Source organism: Chroococcidiopsis sp. CCNUC1, from assembly GCF_023546805.1.
Classification (GTDB): domain Bacteria; phylum Cyanobacteriota; class Cyanobacteriia; order Cyanobacteriales; family Chroococcidiopsidaceae; genus Chroococcidiopsis; species Chroococcidiopsis thermalis.
In genome coordinates this window covers 5,725,559-5,746,313 of record NZ_CP097480.1, presented here as the reverse complement: position 1 = coordinate 5,746,313, position 20,755 = coordinate 5,725,559, and the positions used below count along the sequence as shown (strand labels likewise).

26 protein-coding genes are annotated in these 20,755 nt (G+C 44.4%); 15 read left to right on the top strand and 11 right to left on the bottom strand.

The genetic code is table 11. The annotated features are described in order from the left end of the window. Positions 1-53: 53 nt before the first annotated feature. Together holA and M5J74_RS26590 are read right to left on the bottom strand one after the other, a co-directional pair. Complete coding sequence (gene holA, locus M5J74_RS26595) at positions 54-1,046, bottom strand: DNA polymerase III subunit delta (RefSeq protein ID WP_106166205.1); 993 nt, start codon at positions 1,044-1,046, stop codon at positions 54-56. A 208-nt stretch (positions 1,047-1,254) separates the two neighbouring features. Continuing rightward, positions 1,255-1,392: a hypothetical protein gene (locus M5J74_RS26590; RefSeq protein WP_250014227.1), complete on the bottom strand. Its 138-nt coding sequence runs from the start codon at positions 1,390-1,392 to the stop codon at positions 1,255-1,257. Here M5J74_RS26590 and M5J74_RS26585 point away from each other — a divergent pair. Together M5J74_RS26585 and cbiE are read left to right on the top strand one after the other, a co-directional pair. Beyond that, complete coding sequence (locus M5J74_RS26585) at positions 1,391-1,987, top strand: precorrin-8X methylmutase (RefSeq protein WP_241994272.1); 597 nt, start codon at positions 1,391-1,393, stop codon at positions 1,985-1,987. The two genes, M5J74_RS26590 and M5J74_RS26585, sit on opposite strands and share 2 nt — an antisense overlap. 92 nt (positions 1,988-2,079) lie before the next feature. Beyond that, on the top strand, positions 2,080-3,327 hold the full coding sequence (gene cbiE / locus M5J74_RS26580) for a precorrin-6y C5,15-methyltransferase (decarboxylating) subunit CbiE (RefSeq protein ID WP_127023659.1): 1,248 nt from the start codon (positions 2,080-2,082) through the stop codon (positions 3,325-3,327). A gap of 165 nt (positions 3,328-3,492) precedes the next feature. Here cbiE and M5J74_RS26575 read toward each other — a convergent pair whose 3' ends face one another. Beyond that, positions 3,493-4,323 carry a CPBP family intramembrane glutamic endopeptidase gene (locus M5J74_RS26575; RefSeq protein WP_051033300.1) on the bottom strand — a complete coding sequence of 277 codons (831 nt, stop codon included), beginning with the start codon at positions 4,321-4,323 and terminating at the stop codon, positions 3,493-3,495. A 115-nt stretch (positions 4,324-4,438) separates the two neighbouring features. Beyond that, positions 4,439-4,852, bottom strand: coding sequence for an AbrB family transcriptional regulator (locus M5J74_RS26570; RefSeq protein WP_015156891.1), 414 nt, complete (start codon positions 4,850-4,852; stop codon positions 4,439-4,441). Between the two features lie 1,046 nt (positions 4,853-5,898). On the opposite strand from M5J74_RS26570, the gene M5J74_RS26565 reads away from it, so the two are divergent. Beyond that, positions 5,899-6,909, top strand: a complete 1,011-nt coding sequence (locus M5J74_RS26565; protein WP_084739233.1) for a succinate dehydrogenase/fumarate reductase iron-sulfur subunit — start codon at positions 5,899-5,901, stop codon at positions 6,907-6,909. A 166-nt stretch (positions 6,910-7,075) separates the two neighbouring features. Here M5J74_RS26565 and M5J74_RS26560 read toward each other — a convergent pair whose 3' ends face one another. From M5J74_RS26560 to psbX, 4 genes are all read right to left on the bottom strand, one after another. Next, positions 7,076-7,600: a TolB family protein gene (locus M5J74_RS26560; RefSeq protein WP_041463488.1), complete on the bottom strand. Its 525-nt coding sequence runs from the start codon at positions 7,598-7,600 to the stop codon at positions 7,076-7,078. Between the two features lie 145 nt (positions 7,601-7,745). Then, positions 7,746-8,306: a TolB family protein gene (locus M5J74_RS26555; protein WP_106218307.1), complete on the bottom strand. Its 561-nt coding sequence runs from the start codon at positions 8,304-8,306 to the stop codon at positions 7,746-7,748. A 25-nt stretch (positions 8,307-8,331) separates the two neighbouring features. Further along, entirely contained in the window at positions 8,332-9,231 is a 900-nt protein-coding gene (locus tag M5J74_RS26550) for a Ycf66 family protein (protein ID WP_015156887.1), read from the bottom strand. A 173-nt stretch (positions 9,232-9,404) separates the two neighbouring features. Next, on the bottom strand, positions 9,405-9,524 hold the full coding sequence (gene psbX, locus M5J74_RS26545; protein WP_106218306.1) for a photosystem II reaction center X protein: 120 nt from the start codon (positions 9,522-9,524) through the stop codon (positions 9,405-9,407). 211 nt (positions 9,525-9,735) lie between these two features. Here psbX and pdxH point away from each other — a divergent pair, with 211 nt between their 5' ends. Then, positions 9,736-10,380: a pyridoxamine 5'-phosphate oxidase gene (gene pdxH, locus M5J74_RS26540; RefSeq protein WP_106218305.1), complete on the top strand. Its 645-nt coding sequence runs from the start codon at positions 9,736-9,738 to the stop codon at positions 10,378-10,380. A 27-nt stretch (positions 10,381-10,407) separates the two neighbouring features. Here pdxH and M5J74_RS26535 read toward each other — a convergent pair whose 3' ends face one another. After that, entirely contained in the window at positions 10,408-11,205 is a 798-nt protein-coding gene (locus tag M5J74_RS26535; protein WP_250014221.1) for a DUF3153 domain-containing protein, read from the bottom strand. 159 nt (positions 11,206-11,364) lie between these two features. On the opposite strand from M5J74_RS26535, the gene M5J74_RS26530 reads away from it, so the two are divergent. Next, positions 11,365-12,117 carry an FRG domain-containing protein gene (locus M5J74_RS26530; RefSeq protein ID WP_106166378.1) on the top strand — a complete coding sequence of 251 codons (753 nt, stop codon included), beginning with the start codon at positions 11,365-11,367 and terminating at the stop codon, positions 12,115-12,117. Positions 12,118-12,134: 17 nt separating this feature from the next. Here M5J74_RS26530 and M5J74_RS26525 read toward each other — a convergent pair whose 3' ends face one another. After that, positions 12,135-12,671, bottom strand: coding sequence for a tetratricopeptide repeat protein (locus M5J74_RS26525; RefSeq protein ID WP_250014219.1), 537 nt, complete (start codon positions 12,669-12,671; stop codon positions 12,135-12,137). 214 nt (positions 12,672-12,885) lie between these two features. Here M5J74_RS26525 and M5J74_RS26520 point away from each other — a divergent pair, with 214 nt between their 5' ends. Continuing rightward, positions 12,886-13,173: a hypothetical protein gene (locus M5J74_RS26520; protein ID WP_250014218.1), complete on the top strand. Its 288-nt coding sequence runs from the start codon at positions 12,886-12,888 to the stop codon at positions 13,171-13,173. Continuing rightward, positions 13,170-13,379: a hypothetical protein gene (locus M5J74_RS26515; protein WP_250014209.1), complete on the top strand. Its 210-nt coding sequence runs from the start codon at positions 13,170-13,172 to the stop codon at positions 13,377-13,379. The genes M5J74_RS26520 and M5J74_RS26515 overlap by 4 nt, the downstream gene beginning before the upstream one ends. An 88-nt stretch (positions 13,380-13,467) precedes the next feature. Here M5J74_RS26515 and argB read toward each other — a convergent pair whose 3' ends face one another. Continuing rightward, positions 13,468-14,361 carry an acetylglutamate kinase gene (gene argB, locus M5J74_RS26510; RefSeq protein WP_106166376.1) on the bottom strand — a complete coding sequence of 298 codons (894 nt, stop codon included), beginning with the start codon at positions 14,359-14,361 and terminating at the stop codon, positions 13,468-13,470. An 86-nt stretch (positions 14,362-14,447) separates the two neighbouring features. On the opposite strand from argB, the gene M5J74_RS26505 reads away from it, so the two are divergent. From M5J74_RS26505 to M5J74_RS26470, 8 genes are all read left to right on the top strand, one after another. Continuing rightward, complete coding sequence (locus tag M5J74_RS26505; protein ID WP_250014208.1) at positions 14,448-14,642, top strand: hypothetical protein; 195 nt, start codon at positions 14,448-14,450, stop codon at positions 14,640-14,642. A gap of 603 nt (positions 14,643-15,245) precedes the next feature. Further along, positions 15,246-15,689 carry an Hsp20/alpha crystallin family protein gene (locus tag M5J74_RS26500; protein WP_250014206.1) on the top strand — a complete coding sequence of 148 codons (444 nt, stop codon included), beginning with the start codon at positions 15,246-15,248 and terminating at the stop codon, positions 15,687-15,689. Between the two features lie 316 nt (positions 15,690-16,005). Beyond that, positions 16,006-16,401: a nuclear transport factor 2 family protein gene (locus tag M5J74_RS26495; protein WP_250014197.1), complete on the top strand. Its 396-nt coding sequence runs from the start codon at positions 16,006-16,008 to the stop codon at positions 16,399-16,401. Positions 16,402-16,460: 59 nt separating this feature from the next. Beyond that, on the top strand, positions 16,461-17,135 hold the full coding sequence (locus tag M5J74_RS26490) for a hypothetical protein (RefSeq protein WP_015156877.1): 675 nt from the start codon (positions 16,461-16,463) through the stop codon (positions 17,133-17,135). A 148-nt stretch (positions 17,136-17,283) separates the two neighbouring features. Beyond that, complete coding sequence (locus tag M5J74_RS26485; RefSeq protein WP_015156876.1) at positions 17,284-17,742, top strand: DoxX family protein; 459 nt, start codon at positions 17,284-17,286, stop codon at positions 17,740-17,742. Between the two features lie 126 nt (positions 17,743-17,868). Next, complete coding sequence (locus tag M5J74_RS26480) at positions 17,869-18,690, top strand: tetratricopeptide repeat protein (protein ID WP_250014195.1); 822 nt, start codon at positions 17,869-17,871, stop codon at positions 18,688-18,690. A 212-nt stretch (positions 18,691-18,902) separates the two neighbouring features. Beyond that, positions 18,903-19,280, top strand: coding sequence for a DUF952 domain-containing protein (locus M5J74_RS26475; RefSeq protein ID WP_015156874.1), 378 nt, complete (start codon positions 18,903-18,905; stop codon positions 19,278-19,280). Between the two features lie 70 nt (positions 19,281-19,350). Then, positions 19,351-20,316: a queuosine salvage family protein gene (locus tag M5J74_RS26470; protein WP_106166371.1), complete on the top strand. Its 966-nt coding sequence runs from the start codon at positions 19,351-19,353 to the stop codon at positions 20,314-20,316. Positions 20,317-20,755: the final 439 nt, after the last annotated feature.

Sequence of the window (20,755 nt, the reverse complement as noted above, 5' to 3'; positions counted from 1 at the left end):
TTCAGAGTTAGAAGTTCCAGCCATTTCTCACTGCGCTTTATTCCAGCTTACAGCTAGCTGTTAGATGATGAAAAAATCTGGCAAAGGGCGATCGCTTTTGTTTGCAACGTCGTTATGTGTTCTGCACCTTGTTTCAAGCTCACTTCTAATTCCAGCAAGACGGGTAAAGCAGCGATCAGTTGCTGTGTAGAAATCTGCATCACTTCTCGCTTGAGAATAAATACTCGTTTAGGATTGCTAATTTCTGCTGCTTGAGCGATCTGTTGTTCCGAGTTTTCGCCTCGTTCTAACATTAGCTTTACCCATAGCCAAGTCCGAAACTGTCCGATCAACGTCGCCACGATTTTGAGTACGGGTTCGTTGCGACCGATCAACTGCCCGATGAGAATCAAAGTTTTGTTTGTATCTCCCTGACGAATTGCTTCTGCTAGCTTTAAGCTATTTTGAGTATTGACTTTAACCAAGTCTGCTACAATACTCTCGCCTATGGGTGGAGAATTCTCACCTGCATAGAGTTTGAGCTTTTCCAGTTCGTTATAAAGCAGTCGCGTATCATTTCCTACAGATTCAACGATCGCTTCTACTGCACTGGGAGTAAGCTTCACCCCCAAACTTTGAGCGGCTTGTCGTACCTGCTGAAGCAGTAAATCTGTTTTCCACGGTGGAATCAGCGCAAATTCCTGCACTTCGGCATGTTCTTGGAAAAGTTTAGTCGATTTCAGCCTGCCATCCGGTTTATTGCGACTTGTCAGTAACAAAACTGAAGTCTCGGGAATAGCTGGTAGGGTGCGTTTTAGTTCAGCCAATAAGTCATCCGAACAATTTTGACAAACAGTGGTATCCACCAGCCAAACAAGACGACTACCCATCCCAAATGGTGGTGTCATCGCTTGATTGAGTCCCTGAATTACCGCATCGGATTGTGTAGGCGGAATTTGCGTGTAGTTAAAACTCATCCAATTTGGGTCGAGGCAGCGATCGCGCAAGCCATTGACTGCTTGTTGCAACGAAAACTCATCCTCACCCCAGTAGAAGTAGATTGGCACGGTTAGTAAGTCGTAATTCGTAAGTAACTACTCAGAAGCTCCCTGCTTCCTGATAACTGACAACTGACAACTGACATACTCTAGCATCTCGATCGTCGCACATTGACCAAATCAAATGAGAAGTATAGTTTCAGTGGAGTAAACTTGTTTTATGGTGGAACTAGTTTTGTACAGACGTTACTTTGTAGAGACGTTACATGTAACGTCTCTACAAAGTAACGTCTGTACGGGCGGGTTTTGACTCCCGATCTACTGTTTTAATTGTTAATCTATTGCCTAAACCCGCCCCTACGATAACTGATAACTGATAGCTGACAACTGTGAACTTCCCTATCCATCCCATCATGACGCAGAGTTTTGCGGTTATCGATCGCGAAATTGGCACGTATAAAGATAAATTTAGTCCGGCTGAGTATGCGATCGTCAGACGGGTAATTCATAGTACGGCTGATTTTGAGTTTCAGCATTTGATTCGTTTTAGTCCCAACGCCATTGAAGCAGGAATTCAGGCAGTTCGCGATCGCGTGCCGATTATTACTGATGTAGGAATGGTGAAACAGGGTGTAGTGAGTTTGCTCAGAAAAACTTTTGATAATCCACTCATTAGTGCTGTAGAAGGAGTTGAAGTAGCTCTTCCAGGCAAAACCCGCACGGAAACAGGATTAATCCAATCTTATGCAAAGTTTCCTACAGCAATTTTTGCGATCGGTAATGCTCCCACAGCGCTTTTAGCTTTATGTCAAGAATTAGAAAGCGCCAGTACGCTACCAGCTTTGGTAATTGGTGCGCCAGTAGGTTTTATCTCAGTAGTTGAATCTAAGGCTGCATTAGCTCGCTCCCCAGTCAATCAAATTCGTGTAGAAGGACGCAAAGGAGGTTCCTCCATCGCTGCTGCGATCTTAAATGCTTTAATTATGTTGGCATTAGAACGGGAGTCGTAAGTCGTAAATCGTCAGTCGTAAGTCGTCAGTATTTCCCACGCCACGCACCACTTTCTACCGATCGCCGATCGCTGTCAACTGATAATTATTAAATGACACCAATACACGTAATTGGCATTGGATTAGATGGAACTGAGGGACTAGTTGATTCACTACGTCAATTGGTTGTGAAGGCAAAATTACTTGTAGGGAGCGATCGCCATTTAAATTACTTCCCACACCACCCAGCACCACGCCTGATACTAGGAGATTTCATCGAAGCGATCGCTCAAATTCGCCGTTATTTAGCAGATGGGAAAGATGGTATTGTAATTTTAGTATCGGGCGATCCGTTATTTTTTGGTTTAGGGCGATTGCTACTCGCGGAACTCCCACCAGAACACCTAACTTTTCATCCCCACCTCAGCTCAATCCAGTTAGCATTTAATCGGCTCAAAGTTCCCTGGCAAGATGCTAGAGCGATCAGCGCTCACGGGCGATCGCTAGATGAATTAATTCAGGCGTTGCAGCAAGGGGTAGAGAAGATTGCCGTATTGACGGATAACACAAATAACCCTCATGCGATCGCTCGTCTATTAGTATCGCTAGATTTACTCGCTCGATACAAACTTTGGGTATGCGAAAATTTGGGTAGCGAGGACGAAGTATGTCGAGAGATTAACTGTAACGTTTCTACAGACAATCTGTCTTTTGCACCTTTAAATATTGTTGTCTTACTCCGCCAATCCGAGTCAGAACTGCAACTGAACTTAGCCAACTTACCGCAACTAGGGATACCAGATCGTTTATTTCTCAGTTTTAGCGATCGCCCAGGATTGATGACAAAACGAGAAGTACGCCTGTTGATTTTAGGCGAACTGGCGCTGCAACCCGAACAAATTGTATGGGATATTGGGGCGGGAACTGGTTCGGTTTCGATTGAAATTGCTCGTTTATTTCCTACTAGTAAAATTTACGCAATTGAAAAAACGGCAGCTGGTAGCACGTTAATTGCTCAAAACTGCCAACGATTCGGAGTCAAAAACGTTATGTCAATCCACGGTACTGCTCCAGAAATCTTACAGGATCTTCCTAGATGCGATCGCGTTTTTATCGGTGGTAGCAGTGGTAACTTAACCTCTATTCTAGAAACCTGTTCCTGCTTATCTTCTGGCGGAGTTTTAGTCATTGCTCTTGCTACCCTAGAACACCTCAGTACAGCTCTAGACTGGTTCAAGCATCAAAATAGCTGGGAATATCAATTATTGCAAGTCCAACTCTCCCGTTCCGTACCCATAGCGCAACTCACTCGCTTTGCCCCTCTAAATCCAGTTACAATTATCACAGCTAAACACCTTTAGCGATCTTCTTCGCGCCTACTCTACGAGAAGCCACTTTGCGCCTTTGCGTCTTTGCGTGACATAAAAATTTGAACGTTGGATACTACATGACGGTATTAACGATCGCTTTGCAGCATTTCCCGAGCTTCTGCATGTTTTAACATCCTGGCGCGATCGCGCTTTTATTTAAGCGTAAAAAACTCGGTACAACCAAATAAGCGTGCCTGTTGCAAGTAAAAATAGTAACCCTACAACACCAGCCAAAGGCTTGCCATATTTCCCCGTGACCCATTCTGCTGCATTACCCGTATAATCTACGACTTGTAAGGTATCCAAACACGCGATCGCCCATACCCAACCCGCATGGAGTCCCCAAGCTAAGCCCAAACTTCCATTGTCTACCCAACGGGCAAGCACCAACACCATACCCATTAACCACAGTCCGGGTAATTGTGGCAATGTTTCTTTTTGCTCCCAAACTAGATGTAACAAAGCAAAAATTAGACTGGAAATCGCAGCTGCCCAGCCTAAATAAAAGTCGTGTTTTAGTTGAGTGAAAACGAAGCCGCGAAAAATTAATTCTTCCGTGCCGCTAATCCACACTGCTAATAGTAAAGTTAGCAGCACAACTGATGCAATTTGTCTAGATTTTTTTGGTTCGGATTGCTGCCATTTCACCCAACCAAGAGCTATTTGTCCGGCAAATAAACTAGTAATACCGATCGCGCCAATTACAAAACCCCCACCACTAGAAATTAACAGATGCCAATTCCAGGTGAAGCCCCAATCGGTAAAAGGTACTGCCAAAATCTGGCTGGCTTGCCATAAAATCAAGGGCGCGATCGCGTAAAGTGAGGCAAGCAGTGGTAATTTTTGTCCACTTGTAATTGGTTGAGACGGTCGCCATTTAATTGCGATCGCGCAGCCAATTGCTAATGGTAGCCAGCAAGCAGTCCATACTAGAAAAAATTCTGTCACCTGTATCATCGATACAGGTGCAATTGTCTGGAATGACATTAAGATTTGGCAGTTACTACGATCCGCGATTAGCACGCCTCAGATAAAATTTGTCATCGGTCACTTGCCATTGATTGCTGGTGGCTAACCAATGATAATTGACCAACGACCATTTTTATTCGTCGTCTTCATCGTCTAAGTTATCGTCTCTACTTTTATCGCTATCGAGTTGAATTAGGTGAATGTGTTTGTAACCTAATTTAATCTCAAATTCATCACCTGGCTTTAAGCCCATTGCTTCGGTGTAAGTAGCACCAATTACAATTTGACCGTTTTTGTGTACGCTGACGCGATAGGTTGGTTCCCGTCCGCGACCATCTTTTGGTCCTTCAGGACTCAGAGGAATGCCCCTTGCTGCGAGTAAGGCATCATAAAAATCGGTTAAATTGACGCGAGTTTGGCTGTTTTTTGTGACCGTATAATAGCCACAGGCTTTTGCTCTTTCTCGTCTAGGTAAGTTAGAAAGTTCTTTTACCTTTTGCAGCAATGCTTTTCCAGTTAATGGATGGGTTGCAGTTTCAGTACTCACGCTCCAAATATCCTTACGTTCTCCAAAGTGGGTAAAGTTTGCTTGACAGATATTGACTGAGCTGTTTGCTTTTTGTCTATCGTCAAGTTGCTCTTTGCTAGTCGCACATTGTTTGTGCGATTTTTTCAGCCATCAGTTACACTTTGTCAGTTGTAGGCTGTTTATTTGCCACTGACATGCGATCTTCGATCGCCGACTGCTCTGGCTAATTGCCAAGTAGCTAATCTCTTATTTTATAGAAGAAGTATGTCCAAATCTCTCCTGTTCTCCAAAAATTTTTTCCATAATTAGATACTACCCATTTTAAATTCAACTTTGCAAATTTAATCTTAATTTTTTAACCAACCTTACCAAATATACAATCTTCGATCGCTAACATCGAAGTTTTTTAGTCAAGCAGACACTCCTCGGACTCTAACTGGGAAATGCAACAAACATCAATAATTTTTCCCATTTCTGTAGCAGACTGAACTAAACGCTAGCCATAAGGGGACAATTTGGTTAGGCATAGCAGAATCTAACTCCCAAAAATGGTTGCAAGCGCTTAGCTTTCACAGCAAAGAACCAAAAAAATTTCGATCGAGACAGGTAAAATCGGAGGAAAGAGGTCATCCCTTTCTACTGATTTATGGCGAGAAAAGAGATCTGCCTAGCCCCCAAATCATTAAAGAGGTCAGGGAATCGGATCTGTTGTCAGAGCAGATAAAATTGGTATCAATCTAAAATCCCTGACCTTTACGAGTACGAAATTGCTCTAGCTTCATTTCTTTAGCACCAGCGACTCATGCGCCCACAAAGAGGGAAAATATATTTTTTTAAAAAAGGGGTTGACAAACCTGAAACTTGACCCTGGGGCTAGATAAATTCCACCAGATTTAGGTCGATCGTTCTAGACTAGAAGCAGTTCCAGCGCGATCGACTACAGAGCAGTAATTTAACTAACCAGACAGCAAAATCTCCTTTGAAAGGATGGATTAAATGTCAAGTAGCGTTAACAACGATTTATCAGCGCGATCGCTCCTATGTACAAAATTTAGTTGATGGCAATGCAAGTTCTATTTAAAATCATCCGACAATCAGAAAATTCCGCGCCTCGCGTTCAGTCTTATCAGCTAGAGGTAGAACCAGGAAATACAATCTTGGACTGCTTAAATCAGATTAAGTGGGAGCAAGATGGTAGCTTAGCATTTCGTAAAAATTGTCGCAATACTATTTGTGGTAGTTGTGGAATGCGAATTAATGGTCGCTCGGCTTTAGCCTGTAAAGAAAATATTGGTAGCGAAGTCAGCCGACTGCAATTAAGCACGGGTGAGAGCAGGAATAGAGATGTTAAGACACCAGAAATCATTATCTCTCCTTTGGGGAATATGCCAGTCATCAAAGATCTGGTAGTGGATATGAAGAGTTTTTGGAATCATCTAGAGGCAGTCGATCCCTATGTCAGCACGGGGGCAAGAAAAATCCCAGAACGGGAGTTTTTGCAATCACCAGCAGAGCGATCGCAATTAGATCGAACGGGTAACTGTATTATGTGTGGTGCTTGTTATTCTGAATGCAATGCTCGCGAAATCAATCCCGATTTTGTCGGTCCTCATGCTTTAGCCAAAGCATACCGCATGGTAGCAGATACTCGCGATGCTGAAACCGCAACTCGGTTAGAAAAGTATAACCAAGGAACCCAAGGCGTTTGGGGCTGCACTCGTTGTTATTACTGCAACACTGTTTGTCCAATGGATGTTGCACCGATGGATCGCATCAGTCAGATCAAGCAGGAAATCTTACCATTAAAAGATGCTGCCGATAGCCGTTCCATCCGCCACCGTAAAGTTTTAGTCGAGTTAGTCAAAGAAGGTGGCTGGATCGACGAGCGTAAGTTTGGGTTGCACGTTGTATCAAATTACCTGCGAGATCTTAGGGGCTTACTCAGTTTAGGACCTTTAGGATTGCGAATGCTCGGACGCGGCAAATTCCCGCTCAAATTCGAGCCTTCCGAAGGCGTGGCAGAAGTGCGATCGCTGATTGAAGCTGTGAAAGAAGGAGCGAGGAGTGAGGAGTGAGGAGACTCTCGAAGACAAGGGGTATGAGGGGATAAAAGAGTTGCGGGAGCGCAAGGTTGCTGAGGGAGCAAGACAAGTCGCAAGTCGCAATTAAAACATGCACCACTCTCTTACCCCTCACTCCTCGCTCCTCACTCCTCACTCCTCACTCTCCCCTGACAACCGTTCACTGCGGGTTCATCGGCACGTTAATCAAGTTACCAGCGCGATCGCAAACTAAAATATCCCATTGACCGTTAGCGCTCGATTCAAAGGCAATCCTGTTGCCATCGTTGCTAATGGTAGGGTGGCGCACTTCTGCTGCTAAATTTGCCGTCAAATTCCTTAATTGGCGAGTTTCGCGATCGTAGAGAAAAATACCAACTTGACCTCGCCTACTACTAGTAAACACAATGTAGCGACCATCGGCTGATAAGTCGGGATCGGAGGCGATCGCATCAACAGAGTTTAACCCTGGCAGATTTACGAGACTACTCGTTTTCAAATTAAATAAATAAACATCTTGTCGCCCGAAGCGATCGGATGTAAACACTACGTATTCACCTGCAACGCGCGGAGACAATTCTGCGGCAGGACTGTTGAGGCTGCGTCCCCCTAGATCGAAGGGATAGCTTAAAAGATGGGGAGAGCCGCTACAGCCACTCAGGAAACTAACTAGGAGCAATATCAATAGAGAGAAACAGATAGACAAGGGAGACAAGGAGCGAGGAAGACAAGGGAGACAACGGAGACGAGGGAGACGAGGGAGACAAGGGGGACAAGGGAGCTGAGGAGATAAAATAACTAACTGGTCACTGGTCACTGGTCACTGGTCACTGGTCACTGATAACTGCTCCCTACTCCCTAACAACTGTCATCGTACCATCTGGAATATCCAACTCAATGCGATCGCCTCGGTCTAGAATTTCGATATCCCATTGCCCGTTTTTACTGCTTTCAAAGGCAATGTAACGCCCGTCAGGACTGATGCTGGGGTTGCGCACCCATGCCTGATACCACTGGCTGACAATCTGCGTCTGTTGCGTAGCGCGATCGTATAGTGTCAAAACAAGTTTACCGCGATCGCCAGTTAAATAAGTTAAATAGCGCCCCGTATAACTCAAGCTCGGATGTTCTGCGATCGCTGCGGCGGGAATGCGCGGTAGAGAAATGAGGCAGCGGTCTTGTAAATCGTATAACAGTAAACGGTGCTTGCCATCGCGATTTGAGACATACGCTAACCAACGCCCATCACCGCTCAAGGCTGGTTGTTCGTCACTATAGGGGCTATTCAGGAAGCCTGACAAACAAACTTGGCGATCGCTAGGACTACAGGCTGCGATCGCCAAACTCAAGATACTTATAGTGAGCGTCCAACACAGCCACTTCAGCCACCGTCTCAGCGTAGATTTTTTCATCTATGCTGTCGCCATCCGTGCGAAACTATGGCTCGTCAAAATTAGTCGAATTGTCGCGATCGTCGTCAAACCGCTCGATTGGCTTGTAATCGACATAATCGGAAGCTGGAACTTGGACATCATCTTGACCGTAAACTGAATTTTGAGGCGGACGACGTTTTCTGGGTCTAGATGACACTTCTGTATCCGCTGGTTCCACACGTCTGGAGCCGTTACTACCGGAGCGAGGCGGCTTGCTGGTACGAGTCACTTTTTCTTCCCAGTCATCTTCTCTAGTTGCCTGAGTTGAATCGTTCCAATCTTCATCTTGTGTGTCTGGCGGGAGGGGACGAGATTCTGGACGAGAACGACGCTTGCTGGTGCTGGTACGAGTTCGGTCGGCAGGTGCAATTCTTTCAGTTCCGCTACGGCTTGACGAGCGGCGGGGTGGTTCTTCCTCATCGCGGCGATAGCGTCGGGGGATTTCATCCTCGCGATCGTACTCGCGATCGTAATCGTCCGTGCGCGTGGAACGTCCATCTCTGCTCCCTCGAATCCGCCGTGGGATCGTGCGTTCTTCCTCTAAAGGATCGTATTCGTCTAACTCTGCTTCATATTGATATGCAGAGCTGACGGGTCTTTCTTCGTCTACAATTCGAGTATTGCGTCGAGCTTGTTCTGTAGCTACGCTCCGTAGCCTCACGCTTTCTACAGCAAAAAATATTGTTCCTCCTGTCAGCAGCAGTTGACCGAATTGCATAATTGGGTCATACCGCCAACCTTGAAAAATCAGGACGAAACCACAGACTAAACCGATCGCAGCAAAAAAAATGTCGTGATCTCGCGCCAATCCAGGGCGAAAGTTGCGGAGGAAATATAGCGCTGCCCCAGCTACAGCTAAGACAATGCCCGAAATACTCGCAAAGTTAAAGTTGAAGTTGACCATTTTCGTTCTCTCAAGTATGTCTAGCCTAGCGAGTCAACTAGAAGATCGTCAAAATTTGCTGGGTAAACGAGGGATCGGGAGTTAGGAGTGAGGGGTAAGGAATTCTCCATTAATTCCGCGCTTCCGAATTCCGCGCTTCCGAATTCTCCCTGCTCCCTGCTCCCTGCTCCCTCTTATGAGCGTTCAATCTTGTCTTGTTGGCTAATAAAAATCAAACCAACGACGACTGGGATCACCACAATTGCCAAACCTGCTAGCAGACTGTAAAAGAAATTCATTAAAGAAGGTGTCATAGATTTTTAACCCGACAGTTTAACACTTCAACTTTAATTGTAATTTGTCGTTACACGCTTGAGAAGGCAAATTGGTAGTTGGTAGTTGGTCATTGGTCATTGGTCATTGGTGGATACTCGCTTTTCACTTACGAATACCCGACTGACGACTTTTCCATTACCCATTACCCATTACCCATTACCCATTACCCATTACCCATTACCCATTACCATGAATCCTAATGTTGCCGATCTTCGCATAGATTATCAACTTGAAGGTTTGCAGGAAACTGATGTCGATCCGAATCCTTTGCGTCAATTTCAAATTTGGTTCGATCGCGCCCTATCAGCTCAAATTCCCGAACCAAATGCTATGACCTTAGCCACTGCTACGACTGATGGCATACCTTCGGCTCGAATTGTCTTGCTCAAGGGTTTTGACGAACGCGGTTTCGTTTTTTATACCAATTATCAAAGTCATAAAGGGCAAGAACTAACAACCAATCCCCATGCAGCGCTAGTTTTTTGGTGGGCGGAACTCGAACGCCAAGTGCGGATTGAAGGGCGGGTAGAACAAGTTTCAGCCCAAGAGTCAGATGAATATTATCGCAGCCGTCCGTTAAATAGCCGCTTGGGAGCTTGGGCTTCCGAGCAAAGTCAAGTGGTGGAAAGTCGCGCAGCTTTAGAACAGCGCTTGCAAGAATTGCAAACCAAGTATGAAAATCGAGACATTCCCCGTCCGCCGCACTGGGGAGGTTTTCGCGTTATTCCTAACGCAATTGAATTTTGGCAAGGTAGACCGAGTAGATTGCACGATCGCCTCCGCTATCGCCTGCTAGAAAACGGTAGTTGGGCGATCGAGCGGTTGTCTCCTTAGGGTATAGAGACGTTACGTGTAACGTCTCTATACTGCTCCCTGCTCCCTACTCCCTCCTGAAGTTGGCGCAGTTCGATCGCGTAAATAAACCCCTAACGCAATGAATAAAATAATGAAAATTGTGCCAATTCCCAGGGGACTGGGGAGCCAGAAAATAGTTTCTATATGATTCATCTGTCCTGGTTGCAGCCGCCATATCAACCGATTACCCTGTTTGTTAGCGGGAATGGCGTTTTCTGCCTTCTCGATGCTGCGTCCTCCCCAAGGGGCGTTGAGGCTGAATTCAAAATCTAAGATCGAACTAGGGTTAATGGCGAGATTTGTGTTTGTAGAAATTAGGGAGAGCGATCGCAAGTCTAAGTCGAAACTCAACCGATTTCTCACTAACAATAAAAAATTATTTTGCTTCAAACTCAATTGAGAGTCTATTGGTGGCAAGTCCGTTTCTGTTAAATTATTTGGATTTTCCTTGTCAATGTAGTGGAAAAATGCATTAAATTTTTCTGCTAAGTCCGCCCCATTTTTAAACGGAATTGTGACCGTGACTTCTCGATCCGATCGCCGCTTCGCTTTTCCGTGCAGTTGCTTGACGCGACGTTCGATGCTGTCTAGCCAAGTCTTGACCGAATCGCCACTCAAACTCATCAGCCGTTCGTCTAGCTGGATATGCTGCACGATTTCGCCATAGTTGGGACTGTCAAAATTTACCCCGACTTGATACTGGACGCAGCCGGAAAGAATCAAGGAAGACAACAACACAATTCCTAATAAGCGCAGCTGTCCGATAATTTTCCTAGCTGATGCCATCAAGATAGATAGTTTCACAGATCCCCCTCTGAATACTCTGGCGTGAAGGGCGCAACTTAATAAAGTTATCGCTCTTATTTACTATTGATATCATCATTGCTTGTCGCGTGATGACATAGTATTTTTACTCGATCCATAAGACACTCATCAGAAGTTAGAAGTCGTAGGGAAGGATCTATGCAAGAAATCACCATCCATACTGTCTCCGAATATGTAGAGCGTCTTTCGGATATTAACCGTGGAAGACGCGCTGTTTACCGTGGTCAGCGACGCGATCGGAGCCTATTACCTAAAATTGCTCGCCTCACAACTTACTTACCTATTCTTCAAGCAGAACGGGAAATGCTCGAAGTTTTTAAACTCAGAAGTCTTCCTCTGCTTGAGCAGCACCCCGATAATGATTGGGACTGGCTGACAATCATGCAGCACCACGGGCTAGCAACGAGATTGCTAGATTGGAGTCTTAATCCCCTAGCGGCTCTTTGGTTTTGCGTCTGCAAACCACCTGCTGAGAACGAGTCCGGCGTAGTGTGGCTATTTTATCCTGATGCTAATGATTATGCTGTACCCTCAAAGCAAGCAGATCCAACCAGCATCAGTAGAGTTTATTTGTTGAGAGGTAAATTGGTTGCGTCTCGCATTCAAGCACAGTTTGGTTGGTTTACCGTGCATTATTTCAATTTAGAACAAGAGAAATTTATTGCTTTAGAAAATGATTCATCCTATGCGTCTCGTCTAGTAAAAATAATCATTCCCTCTAATGCGTTTGCCCACATTCGCTTTCAATTGGATCGTTTGGAGGTTAATTCAGCAACGCTATTTCCAGATCTTGATGGACTGTGCGCCAATATTGAATGGGCTTTTTCGAGCTTGGCAGACGAAGAACTTCAAGACATTCCGAAAAAGAGCTTTCCTACCCCAAATAATTAGCATTTTAACCCAGCATTCTATAGTCCCCACCAAATCAATGCACCAAGGGTTAGAGCGATCGCGAATAGAGCAACGACGATAAAGCGATTGTCTTTCGTGTTGATTTTGCTCAGGTCTTCGATTTCGCGGGTTGGTTCTGACTGTGGCGATCGCTTGCGATTATCGCTCTTAATGCTCAGTTTGATTTGCGACTCATTATCTGATATTGCCCCCAGATCGGGGATTTGAGTCATCCATTCGGCGGGGCGTTGCAATTGCGGTGCTTGCAGAATATACAGCAACCGCCGTCCTTGCTTGTTAATTTCATAGTGAGGATGACGTTTGAGCTGTTCGCATAGCGCGATCGCTTCTTGTCTTTGTCCAGCAGCTTCGTAAGCATTAACCAACCATAGCTGCACTTCACCACCCTGGCGACTGTTACGGTTAGATAAGGCGCTAGCTTTTTCTAAGTGTTGTACGGCTTGGCGGTATTGTCCTCGCTCAAAAGTTGCTAACCCTGCTTTGTACTCAGTCTTGACAATTTCTTGGGATTGGGAACTCACGTTTGATTGCATGAATCTCTCTTTCTCGATTGTGTCACTCATGGGCAGCTTAACGACATCTGACTTAAGTAACAATTTTACGCAACATTAATCGCCATAATTATCTAAAATTTTAGATAGTGGGCTGAAATATCGGGAACATAGAGACAACAACGCAACATCAGAGTGTTTAGACTGCCGATCGCGCTTGGGTATTAAGCGTTACTCAAAATTTTAGGTTCTGGATATGAGAAAAATCACCGAGGTTCCACACATACCACGCAAACAGATTTTACATATATATACAAGCTGGGTTAGATGGGGTAGAGTGGCTTGCTCAACTGCTGCGCTTTTACCATTGGGAATACTATTAGTCAATGCAACACCCGCATCTGCACAATCTACAATTATTATCAATGGTGGTGGGAGCTATCCTGATGGCAACTATTATCGCAGGAACCAGCCACAGTCTGCCCCTACATCTACGGTAGTCCTATTCCCTCACCTATTCCAGTTAATCCAGCAACGGGGATGACTCCTAAACCCGCCGATCGCTACTTCGATCGCTACCCCGATTCCGCTCCTAGCAGAGACCAAAATATCACGATTATCAATGTCGATCGCTCGTATGACCGATATCCGCACGATCGCTATCCAAATGAAGTGGGGTATCCAAGAGTACGTACTATAGAAGTTATACCCGCTCCCCCAATTCCAAATGGACTCGATCCTTACAGATAGGCTATTGGCGATCGCGCTGTGTGAAAACTTAAAGATCCCCCCTAGCCCCCCTTAAAAAGGGGGGAAGAAGAGAAAGTTACATGTGGGGCTAGTAGGTGTATTCAGAAGCAACGATCATCGAACCAATCCCTACGTCAGTGAATACTTCTAGTAAAAGGGCGTGGGGAATGCGACCGTCGATAATGTGAGCAGCACGCACTCCTTGGGCGAGCGATCGCACGCAGCATTTAACTTTGGGAATCATCCCGCCACCGACAACACCAGCAGCGATTAAATCTCGCGCCTCTTGAATATCCAATCTAGGTAGTAGCGTTGAAGGATCTTTGTAGTCCTTGAGAATTCCGGCTGTATCTGTCAGTAAAATCAATTTTTCTGCTCCCAGGGCTGCGGCGAGTTCTCCCGCTACAGTATCGGCATTAATGTTGTATGCCTGTCCGTTTTCGTCTGCTGCTACGCTGGAGACGACCGGGATATAACCTTCTTTGAGTAGGGAATTCAACAGTCGCACGTCCATACTCGTTACTTCTCCGACAAAGCCAATCCCCTCGCGACCTTCAGGACGGGCTTTGATTAAATTAGCATCTTTACCGCATAGCCCAATTGCAGAACCACCAGCACGGTTGATCAGAGAAACTAATTCCTTGTTCACCCTGCCAACTAACACCATTTCTACCACGTCCATTGTCGGCGCATCCGTTACCCGCAGTCCGTGCTTGAATTGCGGTTCAATGCCGAGTTTATCTAACCAACTATTAATTTCTGGACCCCCGCCGTGAACTACGACAAGCCGCACTCCCACAGAAGTTAAAAACACGATATCGCGAATCACTTTATCTTTCAGGGTGCTTTCTTTCATCGCTGCGCCGCCATACTTGACGACAACGATTCGTCCGGCAAATTTTTGAATGTAGGGTAGTGCTTCGCTGAGAATTCTTACCCGCGTGGCTTCAGTTTCTCTAATGTACTCGCTCTCGTTGCTCATGAATTGCTTCCAGAACGCAAATAAATACTCGATAAGAGTGCAGTTTAAAAGAGTTTGCGTTTTGCCACAATCTCAGAAATAACAGTTTGAACAGCCTAGTGTGTGGTAGTTGGTTATTATTGCATGAGCCGTGGAGCCGCGCTGCACGCACAAACGCGAGTAGAATCGATCTCGATCGCGCCGTATTGTACCGAGCGCATGGTTGCGGTTTTTATCTCGTCCTACCCGTACTGGGAACTGAGATGAAAGTTGGCGAGCATCGTTTCACCCTCACTTGCTGATAAATGATAACTGATAACTGAATTAGTAAAGATTAGTTGCAGGAAATGTGTTTTTCTAGTCGTTAGTAGTATCTTACAAATAGAAGCTTTCCATAGCTTCTGTGGCAGATAAACAGCCAAAAGTCCGATAGATCAACTGAGTTAAGAGGTAAAAGAAGCTGTTTTACTATCTGTCCGACCGACCGACAGCAACACCCAACTCGAACGCTGATATTTCCTCCTAGTTGAAAACAGAGGGCAATGTAACCGGCAATCTAACCTTTCTCTGAACAGGAATTGCGATCGGTGCAACCCCAGATAGGATTACAAACATGAGGAAATCGCTAAGCAAGTAGATGCTTGGGTGTTGTTGTTTTGAAATCCAAAAATAATTGAAAAACAGAAACTGGGATAGTCGAAGCGTCGAACTAGGTTAGGTTTCCCGCACTCCTAATATTGCAGATATCCGTACAAACTTTTACCTACCTTTCAACTGATATTTTCAGTTCGGTAATCATCATTTCAGCATTCATAAAAACCGAATTTCCTCGAACTTTCTACACCAGTAAGATAAGAAGCAAGAACACGGAAAACAAACTTAAAGCAATCAATTAAGGTGTAGTTATGGTATTAGTTCGCTGGAATCCTTGGCAAGAAATGAATACTCTGCAACGTCATATCGATCGCTTATTTGAAGATTCATTTGCATCTAATTCTGTCGTGAATGGTAACATCGCTAAAATACCAGCCGCAGAAATTTCTGAAACTGAAGATGCCGTCTACCTCAAACTAGAAGTACCTGGAATGGAAGCGAAAGATTTAGACGTGCAAGTTACAGAAGCTGCTGTTTACGTTAGTGGCGATCGCAAGTCTGAAACTAAGCAGGAAGAAAACGGCAAGACTCGCAGCGAATTTTACTACGGTAAGTTTCAGCGTGCCATTCCTTTGCCAGCACGGATTCAAAACACCAACGTTACCGCAGAATATAAAGATGGAATTTTGAATCTGACTCTCCCTAAGACTACGGCAGAAAAAAATAAAGTGGTCAAAGTTAATTTAGAGGGATAAGCAATAAGGGAGTAAGAAAATTTCTTCTTACTCCCTTATTGCACTTTTTTCTGTCTATAAAATCACAGAATCAACTTGCCTAGCTTCACGCAGTAGCTAGGTTTTTTTGCGCTCGAGAGTTACGCAATTGAAGCATCGAGATCTCGATTCCCCCTAATCATCCCTAAAAAGGGAAGAATTTGTCGTTTTGACTTTTGACTTTTGACTTTTGACTTTTGATTTTTGGCTTTTGACTTCCTGATGTCTCTACAGATAGAGGTAGCTACCTTGACAAAAATTAATAATTTTAGAACGGAAGTTATAGGAGTTCAGCGAAATGACGAGTGAAATTGCCGATCGCTTCATGCAGACGCTACAGCAAATCGAAGCTAGTGGCGATGTAGAACCATTAGTTGAAATGTTTGCCGAGGATGCAGAAGCGACTAACCTAGCAATGGTAGAACCACTCAAGGGAAAGGATGGCGTGCGGCGATTTTGGCAAAAGTATCTCTCAGTGTTCGATCGCATCCACTCTGATTTCACCCATGTCACCGCAGATAGCAACACTGCGGTTATGGAGTGGCGATCGCAAGGGACTTTATCCAATGGTGAAGACGTATATTATCGAGGTGTCAGCATTATTGAAATTGACAATGGATTAGTACAAGCCTTCCGCACCTACTACGATTCAGCCGTATTTCTGCCTACAGGTGCAAAGCAAGCACAGAGATAATTGAAAAGCGATTAAGGCGATTAAAATGAAACAGCATCGATCTGCAAATAATCTAACTCATGCCATCTGAGATTCAGCTGTTACCTAGCATTCATGCCAAATCCGTGCGCGAGAATGGCAAGCAATATTACTTAAGTACAAATGGCGATCGCCTTCCTAGCGTCTCTACCATCCTCAACGCTACAAAACCTCAAGCAGATCGAGATAGACTATTCAACTGGAAACAGCGTGTTGGTGTAGAAACTGCAAATCAAATCTCCTCCACCGCCAGCCGTCGCGGTACGCAAACGCACAAATACATTCAGCGTTACTTGCAGGGTGAAGATATATCTTGTTCTGAAGCCAGCCGTCCTTACTGGGAGAGTATCGCACCAGTCTTGGAAGAAATTGATGTCGTCAGATTAATTGAAGGGGCAGTTTTTCACTCAGATTTGAAATATGCTGGAATTGTAGACTGCGTTGCCAGTTATCGAGGTGTACCTTGTGTCTGTGAATGGAAAACAGCAGATCGACCAAAAAGAACCCTCGAACGGCTATTTGATTATCCTTTGCAATTAGTAGCTTATTTAGGTGCAGTCAATCACTATTATCGCGACTATGGAATTCAGTTGAATCGCGCCTTAATTGCGATCGCAATTCCTCAAGCGCCAGCAGAAATCTTTTGGTTTGAACCAGAAGCAATCGCATCTTATTGGCAACAATGGCAACAGCGTGTTACTTCCTATTGGCAATAAGGGTGTGAGGTGTGGGGTGTAAGGTGTAGGAAGACTTAGAAATTACGTCTTTAGATAGAAGCATTTCCACTCATATCATCATTAGAACTGGCAGAAGAGAACCGCTCGTCACAATTTTGACTTTTAACTTTTGACTTTTGACTTTTCTATGAACTCAAGTACCAGTCAGCCCAATCGACGCAAAGAAATTTTTCGAGGCATTCTGGCTGTAGCAATTATTATTGTAGGAATGACTCATTTTCTCAAACCATTAGAATACGCTAAGATTGTTCCGCCTCAACTGCCCAATCCCGTCGAACTAGTTTATATCAGCGGTTTTTTTGAAATTTTGGGTGGCATTGGTTTGTTAATTCCCTTTATTAGCGTTGCTGCGGCTTGGGGGCTGATTATTTTATTTATTGCTGTCTTTCCCGCCAACATTTATTTAGCAACTCACAGCGATATTGTCATTGAAGGCATTCCACATAGCCCGATTATGTATTGGGTGAGGCTGCCGTTACAAGCAGTTTTAATTGCTTGGGCATGGTGGTATACTCGTAAACCAGAAGCGCAACCAGGGGCGAAAAGTTTTGTCTCTGGTACAGAAAAGTTAGTTAGTCGCGATTAAATTGGTAATGGATAGTTGTTGGTTAACGGTTAACGGTTGACAGTTAACTACTCTCTGACAACTTTGTACAGACGTTACATATAACGTCTGTACACTGATAACTGATAACTGATAACTGACAACCGTATGGGACGATCGATTGAAGCAAATCAAAATAATTTTGCCACTGAGGTTATCGAGCGATCGCAACAACAACTCGTTTTAGTCGATTTTTTTGCTCAATGGTGCGGTCCTTGTCAGGTTCTCAAACCAATTCTCGAAAAACTTGTAGAAGAATATAACTTTACCCTGGCTAAAGTCGATATCGACAAAAACCCGGAACTAGCGCAGGCGTATCGCGTGGAAGGGGTTCCCGATGTCAAAATTTTTAGCCAAGGACAAATGCAGCCAGGATTTGTCGGCGTGCTACCAGAGGCACAAATTCGGGAATTACTAGCTCAATACGGCTTAAAATCTACTTTAGATACCGAAATAGAAGCAATCCAACTCGATCGCGCTGCTGGTAATATTGAAATAGCCAAGCAACGCTTCCGCGAACTGATCGAACTCTATCCTCAAAATCCCAAATTAGCGATCGCTGCCGCAGAGTTTTTAATTGGAATTGGTAGTTTGGAATCGGCAGAAAAATTGCTGGCAGCAGTCCCTTCTGGTAGTCGAGAATACGATGCTAAAGTACGAACGCTGCGAGAGTTGATGCAATGGCAGCATCAAGCAGCACAGTTGGGACCAGAAACAGATTTAGACCAACAATATTTGCAAGCAGCTCAATTGACTCTTAAGGGGGATTACGAATCAGCACTATCTATTTTATTAGCAATGGTAGAGCGCGATCGCAAGTATCAAAATGATGCCGCTCGCAAAGCGATGATCGCGATTTTTGGCTTACTAGGAGACGACCATCCCTTAACTAAGAGCTATCGCAAGCAACTAACTCTTGTTTTGTACTAAAAATTAGTTATCAGTTATCAGTTTATCAATAATCAGTGACTTCTTTTCACACACCGCGCCCCGCTCAGTTTAAACAAATCTCATCTTCTATTAAAAATCACTATAAAACATTACTAAAAAATAAAAAAATGCCAAATATGACTCAGCGTAACACTATCATAAATAGTAGGGATTAATATTGCCGATAGTAAATTTAATGTCAGCTCAGGTTCATGTCAGTTCAGGCAGATACGACTGCTCCACAACTTATCTTGCACATCACGCAGCGATCGCAATGGGAACAAGCACGTAGAGAAGGAATCTATCGAGGTGACACGCTCGATACTGAAGGGTTTATTCACTGCTCTACGCCAGCACAAATTGTTAAAGTAGCCAATAAGTTTTTCTTTCAGCATCAAGAATTAATCGTGCTTTGGATCGATTCTCGGCGCGTGCTAGTTGAGATTAAATATGAAGAATCGGAACCCGAGGAGCAATATCCTCATATTTACGGTTCGCTCAACATAGATGCTGTAATTAAGGTAATCGAGTTTGCACGAGGCGCAAATGGCAAATTTGAATTTCCGCCACAACTTGTGGGATTTACTTGAGGAATGCCGTCCGTGCATCTTGTAATTAATTGGTGTAAGATGCCGATGCTATGAAGTTAGGGGAGTGGAGATGAGTTTAGGTATACTAGATCGAGTCCGTGCAGCCGCGCAAGAAGTTGCTGTTAGGGCAAATTACGTCCGCATTGACGAGTCAAGTATTCCAGCCTATGTTGCTTCTTTGCCCATAGAACAGGCTAGTTCGCCCAAACTCGATCCCCGCTATCATTATCTTGGCGATCCGCGAGAAATAGTCGCTTATATTCTCACGCTCAATGCGATCAACTTTGGTTCTGGCTACTTTCCCCACCTACAAAAACGTCCTCGTCTTTCGGGATACTTTACCATTGCCACCTGTTTGAAAGAGCGGTTTGAAACTCGTGGAGCTTTTAGAGCGCGAGAACTTTGTCGCCTAACGCCGGAAGATTGTGCGAATATTTTCGAGCAAAATCTCATTAAACCACCAATTCGAGAGTTGATGGGGTTATTTGCCTCAGCTTGGAATGAATTAGGACGACATCTACTCGATCGCTATGAAGGAGATTTTGTCGGATTAGTCAATGCTGCTGACTCATCAGCCGAGCGTTTAGTAGAATTGTTGGCAAAAATGCCTCATTTTCAAGATATACAAACATATAGCAATGTAGAAGTTCCATTTTATAAACGCGCTCAACTAACTGCTGCCGATTTATCCATTGCACTAGGAAATCAAAGTTTTGGTTTTTTCAACGACTTACCACGATTGACAATTTTTGCTGACAATCTCATTCCTCACGTTTTGCGTGTCGATAATGTTTTACAATACGAGCAAAGTTTGGCTGCAAAAATCGATGCCGAAGAATTAATTGGTGCGGGAACTGAGGAAGAAATTGAGATCCGTGCCTGTACTATTCACGCTGCGGAGTTGATAGTCGCACAGTTGCGCCGCTTAGGGCATAAAGTTTCTGCCTTAAAATTAGACTATTTCCTTTGGAATCGCGGACAGCAACCTGAATACAAAGCACGTCCGCGTCACCGAACCCGCACGATATTTTATTAACTATTGATAGCAATCTCGTGATAGCAATCTCGATCGCGATCGCTAGAGGACGGGCTGTGATTTGCAAGTTGCTAGCGATCGCCCCTAAGACTGGCTATTTTTCTACTGTCCCTTGCCTCTCGCCTCTTACCAAAAACGAACAACCGAGCGCAAGATTTAATCTAAAATTCATAAACATGGTCAATTAATCGCTGTTATTTAAAGAACTTGTAAACAATGTTCGTTACTGCTCGAAATCGGGAACACTTATAGCGTATCTTAATGTATCTTGTTCTTAGTAGTGGTTTAACATATAGTTCAAATTTATCTAAAAGAATAAAACTATGTCGCTAGACAGCTAGCAGAATAATTCTTCTGAACATGGCTAGTGATGTGAGGGACTGATTATGGGGTGTGTGTCTCTAACTAGATCGAGAATTGCCGTCTTTGGAATTCGCCT